12 protein-coding genes and 3 tRNA genes are annotated in these 16,335 nt (G+C 55.9%); 11 read left to right on the plus strand and 4 right to left on the minus strand.

Annotated elements, in window-relative coordinates; translation table 11 throughout:
* The first annotated feature begins 71 nt into the window (after positions 1-71).
* Complete coding sequence (locus tag P4L78_RS15810; protein WP_309328825.1) at positions 72-2,258, plus strand: primosomal protein N'; 2,187 nt, start codon at positions 72-74, stop codon at positions 2,256-2,258.
* Between the two features lie 176 nt (positions 2,259-2,434).
* Here the strand turns inward: P4L78_RS15810 and P4L78_RS15815 are convergent, their stop codons facing one another.
* The 4 genes from P4L78_RS15815 to gspL all read right to left on the minus strand — a co-directional run bounded on the left by P4L78_RS15815 (position 2,435) and on the right by gspL (position 5,194).
* Positions 2,435-2,773 carry a P-II family nitrogen regulator gene (locus P4L78_RS15815; RefSeq protein ID WP_283149132.1) on the minus strand — a complete coding sequence of 113 codons (339 nt, stop codon included), beginning with the start codon at positions 2,771-2,773 and terminating at the stop codon, positions 2,435-2,437.
* Positions 2,774-2,943: 170 nt separating this feature from the next.
* The gene (gspN, locus tag P4L78_RS15820; RefSeq protein ID WP_309328828.1) at positions 2,944-3,663 is read right to left on the minus strand and encodes a type II secretion system protein N; all 720 of its coding nucleotides are present in this window, start codon (positions 3,661-3,663) and stop codon (positions 2,944-2,946) included.
* Positions 3,660-4,139 carry a type II secretion system protein M gene (locus tag P4L78_RS15825; protein ID WP_283149134.1) on the minus strand — a complete coding sequence of 160 codons (480 nt, stop codon included), beginning with the start codon at positions 4,137-4,139 and terminating at the stop codon, positions 3,660-3,662. The genes gspN and P4L78_RS15825 overlap by 4 nt, the downstream gene beginning before the upstream one ends.
* Entirely contained in the window at positions 4,136-5,194 is a 1,059-nt protein-coding gene (gspL, locus tag P4L78_RS15830) for a type II secretion system protein GspL (RefSeq protein ID WP_309328831.1), read from the minus strand. Before gspL ends, P4L78_RS15825 begins: the two co-directional genes overlap by 4 nt.
* A 302-nt stretch (positions 5,195-5,496) precedes the next feature.
* Between gspL and P4L78_RS15835 the strand changes: the two genes are divergently transcribed.
* The 10 genes from P4L78_RS15835 to P4L78_RS15880 all read left to right on the plus strand — a co-directional run bounded on the left by P4L78_RS15835 (position 5,497) and on the right by P4L78_RS15880 (position 16,333).
* A tRNA-Leu gene (locus tag P4L78_RS15835) sits at positions 5,497-5,581 on the plus strand.
* Positions 5,582-6,010: 429 nt separating this feature from the next.
* Positions 6,011-7,174 (plus strand): acyltransferase, encoded by a 1,164-nt coding sequence (locus tag P4L78_RS15840; RefSeq protein ID WP_309328833.1) that lies wholly within the window; start codon positions 6,011-6,013, stop codon positions 7,172-7,174.
* 532 nt (positions 7,175-7,706) lie between these two features.
* Entirely contained in the window at positions 7,707-9,020 is a 1,314-nt protein-coding gene (tig, locus tag P4L78_RS15845; protein ID WP_283149137.1) for a trigger factor, read from the plus strand.
* Positions 9,021-9,087: 67 nt separating this feature from the next.
* Positions 9,088-9,714, plus strand: coding sequence for an ATP-dependent Clp endopeptidase proteolytic subunit ClpP (gene clpP / locus P4L78_RS15850; protein WP_283149138.1), 627 nt, complete (start codon positions 9,088-9,090; stop codon positions 9,712-9,714).
* 81 nt (positions 9,715-9,795) lie between these two features.
* Positions 9,796-11,085: an ATP-dependent Clp protease ATP-binding subunit ClpX gene (clpX, locus tag P4L78_RS15855; RefSeq protein ID WP_309328837.1), complete on the plus strand. Its 1,290-nt coding sequence runs from the start codon at positions 9,796-9,798 to the stop codon at positions 11,083-11,085.
* Between the two features lie 210 nt (positions 11,086-11,295).
* Entirely contained in the window at positions 11,296-13,725 is a 2,430-nt protein-coding gene (gene lon / locus P4L78_RS15860; protein WP_283149140.1) for an endopeptidase La, read from the plus strand.
* Positions 13,726-13,810: 85 nt separating this feature from the next.
* Complete coding sequence (locus tag P4L78_RS15865; RefSeq protein ID WP_184097309.1) at positions 13,811-14,083, plus strand: HU family DNA-binding protein; 273 nt, start codon at positions 13,811-13,813, stop codon at positions 14,081-14,083.
* A gap of 44 nt (positions 14,084-14,127) precedes the next feature.
* Positions 14,128-14,204, plus strand: a tRNA-Val gene (locus P4L78_RS15870).
* Positions 14,205-14,267: 63 nt separating this feature from the next.
* Positions 14,268-14,344: transfer RNA gene (locus tag P4L78_RS15875), tRNA-Asp, on the plus strand.
* 147 nt (positions 14,345-14,491) lie between these two features.
* The gene (locus P4L78_RS15880; protein WP_309328840.1) at positions 14,492-16,333 is read left to right on the plus strand and encodes a peptidylprolyl isomerase; all 1,842 of its coding nucleotides are present in this window, start codon (positions 14,492-14,494) and stop codon (positions 16,331-16,333) included.
* Positions 16,334-16,335 lie beyond the last annotated feature (2 nt).

Here is a 16,335-nt window from a genome sequence, read left to right on the forward strand (position 1 = left end):
TCCTGCAAGTTCTTCACAAAGTTATCCACAGAAGCTGTGGGTAGTTTTTCGTGGCATATTTTGGTGCCTGAATGCCTGAACTTTACTTACAAATTGCCCTGGATGTGCCTCTCCAGCGAACATTTGATTATCGCTGGTCAGGGACGGCGCCCCAGCGCGGGGCGCGGGTGATTGTTCCGTTCGGGCGACAGTTGCTGGCCGGTGTAGTACTGCAGGTGAGCGAGCAATATGATGGCTCGGCTGGCTTCACGGTAGAGCAACTCAAATCGGTGCAGGTGATTCCAGCGGATATGCCGCCGCTGCCTGCCGCCATCCTCGATTTATGCCGTTTCTGCTCTGATTACTATGCGTGGCCGATTGGTCAGGTAATCGCCGCAGCGCTGCCAGGCGCGTTTCGCCAGACTCAGCTTTGGGCCGGTGCAAGGGACATGGCCTTTTTTGCTGCGATCGATCACGCCGGTTTGTTGGCGCAGATTCCCGACCGCGCACGCAAGCAGAAAGAACTGGCGACCTTGCTTGCGCTTCCGCGCAGCCTTGATGAGATTCGCGCCGTGTCGGCCAGTGCTGCTGGTTGGTTGAAAGCCTGGCAAGAATCCGGTTGGGTTAACGAGGTTGAGCCCGAGCTCGCCCCAGCTCGCGTACCGGTAACGCAGAATTTGCCGACACTCACCGACGAGCAACAAGCCGCGCTGGAAAAACTCAAGGTTGCGACCGGCTACGCGCCTTTTCTGCTCTATGGCGTGACTGGCAGCGGCAAAACCGAAATATATCTGCGCGAGATCGAAGCCCGGCTGGCGCAGGGCGGGCAGGTGCTGGTACTGATTCCGGAAATCAACCTCACCCCGCAGCTGGAATCGCGTTTTCGCGCCCGCTTTCCGCACGAACATCTGGTGTCATTGCATAGTGGCCTGGCCGATGGCGAGCGCACCCGTAACTGGCTGCTGGCGGCGCAAGGGCGGGCCCGGATCGTCCTCGGCACCCGACTGGCGGTGTTTACGCCGATGCCTGAACTGGCACTGGTTGTGGTCGATGAAGAGCATGACCTGTCTTATCGTCAGCAAGAGGGTTTTCGCTATTCCGCGCGCGATGTGGCCGTGTACCGTGCGCGTCAGGCCAATGTGCCAATCATTCTGGGGAGCGCCACGCCGAGCATTGAAAGCTGGCGCAATATGCGTGAGAAGCGCTACCAGTTGTTGTCGCTCACGCGGCGCGCCATTGCCGCAGCCACCGCGCCGCAGATCCACTTGCTGCCCACCCAGCAGTTGCGGTTGTTTGATGGCCTGGCGCAACCGGCAATCAATGCGATTCGCGATACCTTGAATGCCGGTGGTCAGGTGCTGGTGTTCATCAACCGGCGTGGTTATGCGCCGGTATTGGCGTGCCATGAATGCGGCTGGATAGCCAGTTGCAAACGGTGTACCGCGCGGCTGGTGCTGCATCGGGAAGATCGCCGTCTGCGCTGTCACCACTGTGGCTGGGAAAGTCCCCCGCCGGTGCATTGTCCGGATTGCGGTAACGCCGATTTGCAGCCGCTCGGCTTTGGCACCCAGCGGCTGGAAGAATCGCTCGCTCAGTTGTTTCCCGAGGCGCCGCCGTTGCGCATTGATCGCGACAATACCCGGCGCAAAGGCAGTCTGGATGCCATGCTCAAGCAAATCCATGACGGGCAAGCGCGCTTGCTGATTGGCACGCAAATGATGGCCAAAGGTCATGACTTTGCCAATCTGCAACTGGTGGTCGTGTTGAATGCCGATGGCGGTTTGTTCTCGCTGGATTTTCGTGCGCAGGAACGGCTGTTTGCGTTGCTACTGCAAGTAGCGGGTCGCGCAGGGCGGGCAGGGCAGCCGGGCAAGGTGCTGATCCAGACGCGTTATCACGACGACCCGTTTTATCCCATGCTGATTGCCGGGGATTACGCCGTGTTTGCTGATCGCACCATGCAGGAACGCAAAGCCAATGGTTTGCCGCCCTTTGCCGCCTGGGCAATGCTGCGCGCTGAAGCCAAAACGCTGGAGCGCGCGGTGGATTTTCTCAAACAGATTCGTGAACGCTGGCGCGATTTTCCAGGGCTGCATCTGGCCGCCCCCGTGCCCGCGCTGATGGTACGCAAGGCGGGCTGGGAGAGGGCGCAAGTGCTCATCTCCGCACAACGTCGCCCGGCCATGCAGGCTGCATTGCGCGAGATGCTGGAGCAACTTGGCGTGGAAAAACACCCCGGCGTGCGCTGGGCGCTGGATGTTGATCCGGTGGATGTTTGAGGCTTAGATTTAGCCAGGCCCGCTGTGCAAAATAAGCTGCTGGTTCGGCAGGCTTGATACGCCGCGGTGTTCTGCCTCTGATCAAAGAAGTCAGCAGGTGGCTACGTTTAATGAGCCCATAAAAAAACCGCCAGGACGCAGGCGGTTTTTTTATGGGCTAAACACGCTCGCTACTGTCAGATGGCGTCTTCGTTGCTCTCGCCGGTACGAATGCGGATTGCCTGCTCGACATTGAATACAAAAATCTTGCCGTCGCCAATTTTGCCGGTACGCGCGGCGTTCTGGATCGCTTCAAGGGCGGCATCAAGTTTGTCGTCAGCCAGAACGACGTCCAGTTTGATTTTCGGCAAAAAATCAACAACATACTCGGCGCCACGGTACAGTTCGGTATGACCCTTTTGACGGCCAAAGCCTTTTACTTCGGTCACGGTCAGCCCGGAAATGCCCAGATCGGAAAGCGCTTCACGAACATCGTCAAGCTTGAACGGTTTGATAATGGCTTCGATTTTTTTCATTGGTTTTCCTGGTGGGCTGCGTATGGCCCGGTTGGTTGCTTGATCGAACGGCTAGCCGTTAACGGTTTGTGCTGGAGTCAACTGCCAGTTTAGCAGCGCAGTTTACGAAAGTGCGCTGCTTTGTCTGGTTTACGTCTGGGCCGAAGCTCCCAATACTGCCAGATGGTGCTTTATTGGCCGCCAAGCTGAACGGTATGGCCTGGCCCCATGCGGTCAAGCAGGCTGGAGAACAATGCTTCTTTGCCCTTGGTCGGGGTAAAGCTCAATTGCCCTTTGGGGCCATCGTTGGTGATCTGGCCACTGCCGTTAATAGCCAACAACCCACCTTGCGGAGTGATTTGCCAGGTTGGTGCGCCACTGCCTTGCGCCACATGGATCAGATAATTGCCAAATGGATTGGCTTGCGGCGTCACCATGGACGTGGCATCGGTCAGTTGCATGCTCAATTGATCAAACTTGCCTGCGGCAATTTGTTGTGCCCGGACTTGCAGGCTGCCACCCAACTGAAATGGCGCCAGCATCTTGACCTGGGCAAACAACGGGCTGGCTGGTATGTTCAGGGCGACATGCTCCAGTCGCCAACCGGTCATGCCCAATACGGCGCGCGCCTGGCCGGGTGTTTCGCCGTCACGAGTATCCAGTTGCCAGGCAAGTTGGGCGTGCAACAAGGCAGATGGTTGCCAGTGCCAGCGTACATCTTGCAGCAATAACTGATCGCCCAGGCCTAACTGACCAATGCGGCCTTCCCACAAATTGCCCGTTACGTCACCGGTTTTGACCGGGGCGGGGATAGCGCTGGCGAACAGAACCATCGGCAAGCGCACCAGCGCAAACAACACAAACAGTGCAATGCCAAACCAGAGAAGAGGGTGTTTCAGGTGTTGTTTCATCGCTGGACAACCGCAGTAAAGTGCACAACGCCATCGTTCTGGGCACCATTGGCATCAAAAGTCACAACATGGCTGCCGGTTTCGCGCGGCAAAGCACCGACCAGTTCGAGCACTTGGGCGAAGTCGGCCTGCGGCGCATCGATCCTGATCTTGTTGTCCGGTTGCGCTTGCAGATCGGCCTTGATGCCATGCTGTTGCAGGCTGGCGGTGACTGCTGCGCGCAGGTCATCGGTACGCACCACGTTGCTGCCACCCTTAAGTAGCTGCAGTCCGCGTTGCATTTGCGCCAGATCGGCCTGGAGTTGCGGTACGCGTTTGTTCAATTGCGCGCGCTGGGTCACCAATGGTTGCCAGATGCCGGCGTAGACGACCGCGATCAGCACAATGGCGCCGCCAACCGCCAGAATATTGCGCTCACGAGCATTACGCGCTTGCCAGAAACCTTGCGCACGGGCGGTCAGTTGATTCAGCTTCATTTCTGGCCTCCTTGAACGCGCAATACAGTGGTGCCTACCGCGCCAGGCTGTTGATCAACCTTAAAGCCAGCACCAGCCAGTTTTTGTTGCAGGGCAGGGGCTTCGGCGGTGGCGAGTTCCATTTGCAGCTGGCCGTTTTCAAATTGCAAGCGGCGCAGATGAGTTCCGGTGGCGATGCCATCGATACGCTGTAACAAGCCGGTAAAGTCAGCGCCACTTGCCGTCCCGCTACCTTGTCCGGCGCCGGCGGCTTGTAGCTGGCTTTGCAATTGCAGGATCGGATCAACAATCGGGGTGCCCGGGAAGGCTGCGGCAAAAGTCTGACGCAGTTCGCGTTGCAGCGCGGTTGCCTGTTGGCGCAACTGCCACCAATCCCACAGGCTGCCTACGGTTAGCACCACAAATAGTGCGATCAAAATACCGACAGTACGCTTGAGTTTGCGTGTGTCAAACGGCAGGGAAAGCTTGGGGGTGAGATCGCCTTGCAGCAGATTGATAGCCCCGCTACGGATAGGGTCGCCATAAATATCAGGCCAAGCCAGATCGTGAACTGGTTGGTCTTCCAGCCATTGGCTGGCAACGGCGGCTGAATCAAACCAGGTGCTTTGGTCGCCTTTGACCAGCAGCACGCCATCATCCAGTTGCACGCGCTGCCACTCGTCCAGTGGTTGCACCAGATCAACCAGCGGCCACGCGTTGCGCAAGCTCAGCCCTTGACTAGCCAATACGGCAACCCAGCGCTGCAACCAAGCCTTGTCACAGGCGATGACCCGGGTTTTACCGTCCGCTGCGCTACCAAGCGCAAAGTGACGTTGCTGGCCACCCGCCAGCAGCCGGTCGTCCAGCGCATGCGGCACTAGTGCACGCAAACGTTGGCTGGACTGGCGCGGCAGTTCGAGCAAATGCAAGGAATAATGGGTTGGTAGCACCACGGCTTCTACCGCAGTTGCCGCAGGTAATTGGCCTGCGATGTCTTCGCCATGCCGCAATTTGCCACTGGCATCTATCCCACACCAGCGGATGACGGTATCGAGGGCGGGATTGCCGGCAAGCACGAGTCGAAGCAAGACAAAGGAATAATGTGCAGAAATGCTCACAAATGCGGTCACTTGTACGGGGCGGTTCAGATATCCACGCAGGCTGCGGGACAGGCTCAGGTGTGCTTTTTACCTGACTTGGACGGCGGGAAGTATGACATAAAGCGTAACTGCTCACGAAACACGCCAGACTCTGTTTGTTTTTCGTACAACATTTCCTTTATAATCGCCCTCCAACCTGAGTTGCCGGCTTTGTGTGATAGTTGCAATGCCCGGCGTTGGCCCTCGTTTTGCGGGCTATCAGGTTGCATGTATTGAATGCGAGCGTGGCGGAATTGGTAGACGCACTGGATTTAGGTTCCAGCGCTGTAAGGCGTGAGAGTTCGAGTCTCTCCGCTCGCACCACAATACACAAACACGGTTTTGCAATTTAGCCCGTCAAGCCCCGTCATCGTTGGCTTTGCGGGCTTTTTTGTTGCGCGCGTTTAACCATCCGATCCTGTTTGGGGTCATACCTCGGCCCCGTTATCCCCCCGATTTTTTGCCCGCTCGTTCCAGTCCTTCCTGGCCGGTAACCGATATGTAGCGCTGCTACGTCATCGAATTGCTGCTATACAGCAATGGCCGAGCCAACAAAGTCCTGCGCCAGGCTGACCCATGTTCTGGTTGTGTTGTAATTGAATGCGGTGGCAGGAGAGGGCTCGATGCTCAAGTCGATACATCTGGCGCAGCCGCTCTTTGCATTGCGGCGCACCAGACGATGGCCTTGGCAGGTATGACCGACCGCTGAATCCGATGCGAGGTGGCCCAGTGCTGCAAACTGCTGAACCCATAATGCCGCGCTTGCGCTTGCCTGAGATTAACGGGCTGCGCGGCGTCGCCATTCTGGCCATTATCTGGCATCACCTGACCATTGCACTGAAGGTCAAGGCGCCGGTGATCTTCCAGCTTTCGACAGCGCCCTTGGTTTTTAACGGGTGGACCGGCGTTAATCTCTTTTTCATTTTGTCGGGTTTTGTCCTTTATTTGCCCTATGCCGCGCAGAAACGGCAAATGCAAAGCAGGGCCGATGCGCTGGTGTTCTACAAACATCGTTTTTTTCGCCTGATGCCGCTTTATTATCTGGTCAGCATTGCCACATTGGTCCTCAGTGGCACCTTGGCTGCGCCTGACGGCGGCGTGTTGCGCCAGGCGCTGACCATCGCCACGTTTACCTTCATGTTCTCTTCCCATACCTTTGTGCCGTCATCCAACTGGGCGCTTTGGTCGATTGGTACAGAAGTGCTGTTTAGTCTGGTATTTCCCCTGTTGTTATGGATAACGGCGAGGGTGGGGCTCAAGTCGGTGCTGGTCGGTGCGCTGGTGTTGTCGCTGCTCGTGCGGGTGTTATGTCTGATTCATGGGCGGCACGACGGACCAGACTGGGTTGCGGATGGCTTGCTGCTAGGGCGCCTGGATGAGTTCGTGATCGGCATGATGCTGGCCCAGGCACATGTCCATAACCGGTGCTGGCGATTGCCGAGCGCGGTGTTTGTGGGTCTGGGTGCGCTGCTGATTGGCATCGCTTTTTACGGCTTTAATCGCTGCATTATTGAGCTCACTGCACCGGCTGAATTGCTGGCGGTATTAAGTAACGTGCTTGATCTGGGCCTGGTGCTATTGCTGCTGGCCGCGCTGGACGAGCGGTTCGTATTGGCGCAAATGTTGCGTTCGCGTGTGCTGCACGTTCTGGGGATGGCCTGCTACAGCATCTATCTATGGCATCTGCCAGTCATGAACGCCTATGGCATTTTCAAAGGAAATACCGATCCTGCGTTTATAGCGGCGTTTGGATTGACGGTATTGTTCCTGGCCGCAATGACTTATCGCTATATTGAATTCAGGTCTGTTGCCGACTGGCGGCAGTTATTCCTGGCTGGGCCGTTTGCTCCGGCTAAACGCCCTCATTCTGCTGAGCTTGCCAACGTGGCGTCTGCCAACTCTCGCCACGCTTCCTGAGGGAGCCGAATCCTGGCGTGTGGGCGCGGGCCAAGGCTGGTCTGGCCCAACTTTTATGATTCACGATCTGGATCAAATCCGTGACAGAACGGTGTATCTGAATGGCCCCGGTAATTGAGTGGCAAGTCGAATCCTCCCCGCCAGCGCAGCACCTGGCTGCCAACAAGACCCGCACCCTGGCGCATGTCAGCCAGCCCAGTGGCAAAATACACACACCATCCTGACGGTTTGCACCGCGCTGGTGTTGGCGAACCTTGCCCGGATCAGCTATCCTAATGGGCTCGTTTGAGAGCAGGTGTCGTGCTTGCTGCGTATGCCGGTAGGCGTGTCTGGCCTTGGTGACGCTATCGTGAGCCATTTACGGCGTTTTTGATTGTGTCCACAGAGCCGATGCGAATGCTTGCAGCACACGGTTCCCGAGTCTTTGCGCTCGCACCACCTTTTTGTAATAAGGTCCGGATTGACCGGGCTGGCCTGGCCCAAGCAGTGCTTGTTGGCCTGAACTGAATCAATGTGAAGGATGGATCAACACATGCAAGCACAACTGGAAACCTTGGGCGCGCTTGAACGCCGCCTCAGCTTCTCCGTACCGCGCGATCAAATCAATGCGCAAGTTAGCGCTCGTCTGAAAAACGTCGCAAAAACGGCTCGTATTGACGGTTTCCGTCCTGGCAAAGCGCCGATGAGCATCGTTTCGCAACAATATGGCTTCCGCGTCCAAGAAGAAGTCATGGGCGAAACCGTTGAGCGCTCGTTCGGCCAAGCCGTTCAAGAACAAAAGCTGAGCGTTGCCGGCTACCCACGTTTCGAACCGAAGCAAGGCGCTTCGGGCGAGGGCGACTTTGAATTTGTGGCCACTTTTGAAGTTTATCCGGAAGTGACGCTGGGTGATCTGAACGGCGTCGAAATCGAAAAGCCGGTGCTGAATGTATCCGACGCTGAAATCGACAAGACCCTGGATATCCTGCGTCGCCAGCGTACCCGTTACGAGCGCGTTGAACGTGCTGCTGCTGACGAAGACCGCGTTATTATCGACTTCAAGGGCACCATTGATGGTGAGCCGTTTGAAGGTGGTTCTTCTGACAATTATGCATTCCTGCTGGGCAAGGGCCAGATGTTGCCTGAGTTCGAAGCCGGTATTCGCGGCATGAAAGAAGATGAAACCAAAAGCGTGGAAGTAAGCTTCCCGGCTGACTATCATGGCAAGGACGTGGCTGGTAAAACCGCCGTGTTCGCGATCACCCTGAAGAACGTAGCTCAATCGCTGCTGCCGGAAGTGAACGCAGAATTCGCCAAGAGCCTGGGCATTGAAGACGGCGACATCGCCAAGATGCGCGCTGAAGTCAAAGCCAACCTCGAGCGCGAAGTGCGTTTCCGTCTGAAAGCCCGTGCCAAGGAAAGCGTGATGACCGCGCTGATCGAGGCTACACCGGTTGAATTGCCCAAGTCCCTGGTCGGCCTGGAGATCGGTCGTTTGGCAGAATCCGCGCAGGCGGACTTGAAACAACGCGGTATCGATCCCAAGTTGGTTCCGTTCTCCCCGCAAATGTTCGAAGCGCAAGCACAGCGCCGCGTGCACCTGGGCCTGGTCCTGGCTGAACTGGTCAAGGCTAACGGTCTTGAAGCCAAGCCGGAACAAGTCAAGGCAATCATCGAAGATCTGGCACAAAACTACGAAGATCCGCAGGATGTCGTAGGCTGGTACTACGAGCAACGTGATCGTCTGGCTGGCCCGGAATCCATGGCGCTGGAAGACAACGTCGTTGAATTCGTGCAATCGAAGGGCAAGACCGTTGAAAAGTCGGTGACTTTCGAAGAACTGATGGGCCAACAGCAACAAGCTTGATCGGCCCGGATCCCCGGTTTTGGGTATCCGGCCAGGACGGCGGATACCCAAACTGAAGAGGAAAACCATGCAACGACCGGAATTTGAACCCCAAGGCCTCGGATATATTCCGATGGTTGTCGAGCAGAGCGGCCGCGGCGAGCGTTCTTACGACATCTATTCGCGCCTGCTGAAAGAGCGCATCGTTTTTCTGGTCGGTCCGGTGAATGATCAAACCGCCAACCTGGTTGTCGCTCAGTTGTTGTTCCTTGAATCGGAAAATCCGGACAAGGACATCTCTCTGTATATCAATTCTCCAGGTGGCTCGGTAACGGCTGGTCTGGCGATTTATGACACCATGCAGTTCATCAAGCCGGCAGTGTCGACATTGTGCGTTGGCCTGGCTGCAAGTATGGGTGCATTCCTGCTGACCGCAGGCGAGAAGGGCAAGCGTTACGCGTTGCCAAACTCGCGGGTGATGATCCACCAGCCGCTGATTGGTGGTCTGGCTGGGCAAGCATCCGACATTGAAATTCATGCCCGTGAGTTGCTCAAGACCAAGCGCACGCTGAATGAGCGTTTGGCCTTTCACACTGGCCAAAGCATCGAAACCATTGAGCGCGATACTGACCGCGACAACTTCATGAGTGCGGAAGAATCCAAAGCTTATGGTTTGGTCGACGAAGTAATGGTTAAACGCGCAGGCACCGCCTGATCGACTTTCGTGATCTGACCGCCAGACTTTGACGCTGGCGGTTTTCTTTTTTCTCGCTCTGCTCTGTAGAGAGGGGGGGATATGACTGACAAGCCTAAAGACAAATCCAAGGAAAAGCTGCTCTATTGCTCGTTTTGCGGCAAGAGTCAGCATGAAGTGACCAAGCTCATCGCTGGTCCACAGGTGTTTATCTGCAATGAGTGTATTGAACTCTGCAATGACATCCTGACGGAAGAAGGTACGGCGCAGATCGGTACCGCGGTAGAGCCGCAAACCCCGACTGGCAAGCGTTTGCCACTGCCGACTGAAATCCGTGAGACGCTGGATCAGTATGTGATCGGGCAGGAGCGCGCCAAGAAAATCCTGGCTGTAGCCGTGTACAACCACTACAAGCGCTTGTCCACCAAGGGTGACAAGAGCGGCGAAGTCGAGTTGTCGAAGTCCAACATTCTGTTGATCGGGCCGACTGGCTCGGGCAAGACGCTGCTGGCGCAAACCATGGCCAAGAAGCTGGACGTGCCGTTTGTGATTGCCGATGCGACCACGCTGACTGAGGCTGGCTACGTTGGTGAAGATGTTGAACACATCATCGCCAAGCTGCTGCAGCAATGCGACTACGACATCGAGAAGGCCCAGCGCGGCATCGTTTACATCGATGAGATCGACAAGATCGCCCGTAAAAGCGAAAACCCGTCGATTACCCGCGATGTTTCGGGCGAAGGCGTTCAACAAGCGTTGCTGAAGCTGATCGAAGGTACGGTTGCGTCAGTGCCGCCGCACGGTGGCCGCAAGCATCCGAATCACGAGATGCCGCAGGTTGATACCACCAACATTCTGTTTATTGTTGGCGGTGCGTTTGAAGGTCTGGCCAAGATTATCCGCAACCGTTCGGAAAAGGGCGGGATCGGCTTTGGCGCAGAGGTGGCCAGCAAGGACGACACCTCAGGCATCGGCAAGTTGTTGCATGAAGTCGAACCTGATGACCTGATCCGCTTTGGTCTGATTCCAGAGTTCGTCGGGCGTGTACCGGTAACGGCAACGCTGGACGAACTGGATGAAGCCGCGCTGATCAACATCCTGACCGAACCCAAGAACGCGCTGGTGAAGCAGTATCAGCGTCTGTTCGAAATGGAAGACGTCAAGCTGGAGATCACGCAAGACGGTCTGGAAGCGATCGCCCGCAAGGCAATGGAACGCAAGACCGGTGCGCGTGGTTTGCGCTCGATTCTGGAATCCTCTTTGCTCGATACCATGTACGAACTGCCAGCGCTAGAAGGCGTGGCAAAAGTGGTGGTGGATGAGTCGGTGATTCTGGAGGGTGCGCTGCCGCAACACGTTCCTTCTGAACCTGCAGAGCCTGCTGCTGCCTGATTTGTTGTTTCTGCCGGAAATCAGTGCTGATCGGTGTGCACTGAAATTTCCTCAATGCTGCCAGACCCTTAGCGGTCTGGCAGTTTGTTTTCATCCTGCTGGATGAAGTCTCGCATTCTGTTTTTGTTGGCAAATTGGCGTGCTGGCGTTGAATTTGTGCCCGGCAAGCCACATTATTGATCCAACTCCCACCCACTCAGGGCTATCAAAATGTCAGAAAACCACGCATTGCCCGCCGAAGTCGCCAGTTTCCCTATGCTGCCGCTGCGGGACGTCGTCGTCTTCCCGCATATGGTGATTCCGCTGTTTGTGGGTCGTCCGAAATCCATTCGCGCGCTGGAAGCCGCGATGGAAGGTGGTCGTCATATCCTGCTCGTGGCACAAAAGAACGCGCAGAAAGACGAGCCATCAATGGCAGATATCTACCCGGTCGGCACCATTGCTACCGTGTTGCAACTGCTCAAGCTGCCTGATGGCACCGTAAAGGTGCTGGTTGAGGGCCTGCAGCGTGCAGATATGCTTACGCTGAAAGATGAAGATGGCTATTTCAGTGCAGAAGCATTGCCGCACGAACCCGGTGAAGACGAGGGTCATGAAGCAGAAGCCATGCGCCGCGCCTTGCTGTCACAGTTTGACCAGTACGTAAAACTGAACAAAAAAATTCCGCCAGAAGTGCTGACCTCGCTGTCGGGCATTGAAATCGCTGGCCGTCTGGCAGATACCATCGCCGCCCATCTGCCGCTCAAGCTCGAGCAAAAGCAGGCTGTGCTGGAAATGGGCGATGTCAAACGTCGCATGGAACACCTGCTCAAGCAACTGGAAACCGAGCTGGACATCCTGCAGGTAGAAAAGCGCATCCGTGGCCGCGTGAAGCGCCAGATGGAGAAAAGCCAGCGCGAGTACTACCTGAACGAACAAGTCAAAGCCATCCAGAAAGAATTGGGTGAGCTGGACGAAAACGCTGATCTGGATGAGCTGGAAAAGCGCATCAAGACCGCTGGCATGAGCAAGGAAGCCCGCGAAAAAGCCGAAGCGGAAATGAAAAAGCTGCGCATGATGTCGCCGATGTCCGCAGAGGCGACCGTGGTGCGCAACTACATCGATACCATGCTGGCTTTGCCGTGGAAGAAAAAGACCAAGATCAGCAAGGACATTGCCGCTGCCGAAGAAGTGCTGGATACCGAGCACTATGGGCTGGAGAAGGTCAAGGAACGCATTCTTGAGTACCTTGCTGTGCAGAGCCGTGTCGAGAAGCTGAAAGGCCCGATCCTGTGCCTGGTTGGCCCTCCCGGCGTGGGCAAGACCTCGTTGGGCGAGTCGATCGCCCGTGCCACGAACCGCAAGTTCGTGCGCATGGCCTTGGGCGGGATGCGTGATGAAGCTGAAATCCGCGGTCACCGCCGCACTTATATCGGTTCGATGCCCGGCAAGATTCTGCAATCCATGACCAAGGCCGGCGTGAAGAACCCGCTGTTCTTGCTGGATGAAGTAGACAAAATGGGCGCCGATTTCCGTGGCGACCCATCGTCCGCTTTGCTGGAAGTGCTTGATCCTGAACAAAATAATTCGTTCAGCGATCACTACCTGGAAGTGGATTACGATCTGTCCGACGTCTTGTTTGTGGCCACAGCCAATACACTCAATATCCCTCCAGCTTTGCTGGACCGGATGGAAGTGATCCGGCTTTCTGGTTATACGGAAGACGAAAAGGTCAACATCGCGCTCAAGTACCTGGTGCCCAAGCAGATGAAGTCCAACGGCCTGCAGGAAGGTGAGTTGTCCATCATCGACTCGGCCGTGCGTGACATCGTGCGTTACTACACCCGTGAAGCGGGTGTGCGTAGTCTGGACCGCGAAATCGCCAAAATCTGCCGCAAGGTAGTGAAGAATCTGCTGCTCAAGCCGTCGGACAAGCGTCAGCAAGTGACGGCGAAGAACCTGGATAAATACCTCGGCGTGCGTCGCTACGACTACGGCATGGCCGAGCAGCAAAACCAGGTGGGGCAGGTTACTGGCTTGGCATGGACCGAAGTCGGCGGCGAATTACTGACCATCGAAGCGGTAAAATTGCCCGGTAAAGGCAAGGTCATTCAGACCGGCAAGCTCGGTGAAGTCATGCAGGAATCCATCCAGGCAGCGCTGTCAGTGGTGCGCAGCCGTGCGGTACAGCTGGGTATTGATCCGGACTTCTATCAGAAGAACGACATCCATATCCACTTGCCCGAAGGCGCTACACCCAAGGATGGTCCATCGGCCGGTATCGCAATTGCTACGGCGATGACTTCCATACTTACGAACGTGCCAGTGCGTTGCGACGTCGCCATGACCGGGGAAATTACCTTGCGTGGCGAGGTGTTACCGATTGGCGGATTGAAAGAAAAGTTGCTTGCGGCCCACCGTGGTGGCATCAAGCATGTATTGATTCCTGAAGGCAACGTCAAGGATCTGATTGAGATTCCTGACAATGTGAAGCGTGGCTTAACCATTCATCCGGTCAAGTGGTTTGACCAGGTTTTGGGCCATGCGCTGGAAAGCCAACCCGAATCGAATACCGGGGCGGTTGATAGCGCAGAAGACGGCGCAGCGCAAGCGAGCGATCGTCCAAGCGTGGAAACGGGCACACAGCCTACCAAACACTAGTTGACACACGTTTTTGCCGCTTGCTATAAAGCTCAAGCAATCGGCAGACCGGACCTATCCAACCAGAACGAAAGGGGACACATAAGTGAATAAATCTGAACTGATCGACGCAATCGCTGAATCCGCAGGCCTGTCCAAGGCTGCTGCCGGCAAGGCACTTGATGCCACCATCGAAGCTGTTTCCAAAGCACTGCAAGGCGGTGACGAAGTGACGCTGGTCGGCTTTGGCACTTTCTACGTTGCCGAACGTGAGGCACGTAACGGTCGCAATCCGCGTACTGGCCAGACCATCGAAATCGCTGCTGCCAAGCAACCGAAATTTCGTGCTGGTAAATCTTTGAAAGATGCCGTACAATGATTGTCTTTGCTGCTTCGGCTAATAACGAAGCGGCATAAGACCGGGGGTGGTTAGCTCAGTTGGTTAGAGCGCCTGCTTCACACGCAGGAGGTCGGTGGTTCGAATCCACTACTACCCACCAAAATGGCGATGCATGAAAGTTGTTGTAAAATACAAAACGCATGCTATAATCGCCGACTCTTCTGGAGCGGTAGTTCAGTTGGTTAGAATACCGGCCTGTCACGCCGGGGGTCGCGGGTTCGAGTCCCGTCCGCTCCGCCAGATGATCAAAAAAGCCAAGCGCAAGCTTGGCTTTTTTGTTTTCAGCGGCCGAACGTGTTCGTTTGTCACTACCCAAGCATGCAGACGAGACGCAATGAACGGCTTCTGGCATCATACTGCGCGAGTCTCATACGGAGTGTAGTGTTCATGTTTGATCTGGTACAAAAGAATAAAACCGTCGTCCAGGTTGTACTGGGTCTGGTTTCGCTGGGTTTGGTAGTCGGATTTGGTCTTTCAGGTTACTCGGCGATGGAAGGCGGCCCTAGCTGGCTGGCCAAAGTCGGCGGAAAGTCGATTACCGAGCAAGATATAGCGGAAGCTACCCGCGGCCAGGTGATCTCTGACGATATGAAGCCGATGGTTCTGCAAGAACTGATCCGCAAGCAATTGTTGCTTAACGAAGCACACGATCTGCGTCTGTCGCCCTCGACCCAACAATTGCAGAAAGCCATTGCCGCGATCCCGGCTTTCCAGGATAACGGGCAGTTCAGCCCGCAGCGTTACCAGGAACTACTGGGAGCGCAACAAATCTCCCCGACAAAGTTTGAAGGTCAGATGCGTGACGACCTGGCAACGCGCCAGCTGTTGTCGGCATTCATGCAAAGTGGCATGACTTCATCCGTTACGCTGGAACGCCTGGCCAAGCTGATGGGCGAAAAGCGCGAAGTTTCGTCTGCAGTGCTCAAGCCTGAAGCGTATCTGAGCCAGGTCACTGTCAGCGATGCTGAGGTCAAACAGTATTACGACCAGCATCAGGCTGATCTCAAGGCGCCGGAAATGGTGCGAGTGGAATACGTTGCGCTGTCCAAAGACCAACTGGCCCAGCAGCAAGTTGTCTCTGATGAAGAAATCCAGAAGTATTTCGACGCCCATAAAGACGATCTGGCCAAGGAGGAGCGCCAAGCTGCGCACATTCTGATTGCCGTGCCTAAGGGCGCATCTGCAGCAGACAAACAAGCTGCCAAAGCCAAGGCCGAAGACATCCTCAAGCAGGTCAAAGCCAACCCGGCGCGTTTTGCCGAACTGGCCAAGGCCGACTCGCAAGATCCGGGCTCCAAGGATAACGGTGGCGATTTGGGCTGGTTTGCCCGTGGCGCCATGGTCAAGCCGTTTGAAGACACCGTATTCAAGCTGCAGAAAGACCAGGTCAGCGATCTGGTGGAGACGGACTTCGGTTACCACATCATCAAGCTCGAAGGCGTGCGCACCAAGACGCTGGCTGATCTGAAGCCCGAAATCGCTGACAAGCTCAAGTCAGAGAAGGGCACCGCAGGTTATCAGGCGCAGGCAGACAAGTTCAATGAACTGGTTTACCAGCAAGCTGATAGCCTGAAGCCGGCTGCGGACCAATTCAAGTTGCAGGTACAGCAAAGTGGCTGGATTACCCGCAAAGGTACGCAAGACCCGCTGCTGAATAATCCAAAGCTCGAAGACGCAATCTTTGGTGATGACGTGCTCAAGAAAAAGCACAATTCCGAAGCCATTGAAGTAGTGCCAGGCACACTGGTTTCGGCACGCGTGATCGAACATAAAGATGCGCAGATTCCGCCACTGCCAACGGTCGCACCAGACATCCAGGCTCGTCTGAAGCATGACAAAGCAGTCAAACTGGCCGCTGCTGATGGCGCCAAGAAGCTGGCTGCGCTGCAAAAGGGCGAGACTGTCGATGTGGCTTGGGATGCACAACCCAAAGAAATGTCGCGGATCGCTGAACCTGGCGTAGCAACCGACCGGTTGCATGCAATTTTCGCCGCTCCGGCCCACAAACTGCCAGCCTTTGTTGGTGGGGATGACGCGGCGCTGGGTGGTTATGTGCTGTACAAGGTTGGGAAGGTGATTCCGGCTCCGACATTGACTCCAGAAATGCGTCAGCAAATTGAGCAAAATCTGGGGCAAATGTACGGGCAGGCTGAATTGACCAACTACTTTGGCAGTTTGCAGAAAAAGGCCAAGATCGAATTGCGTGCACCTGCTAAAGCACAGCAATAATT

Origin of the sequence: Silvimonas sp. (assembly GCF_031291215.1) — a bacterium.
Classification (GTDB): Bacteria; Pseudomonadota; Gammaproteobacteria; order Burkholderiales; family Chitinibacteraceae; genus Silvimonas; species Silvimonas soli.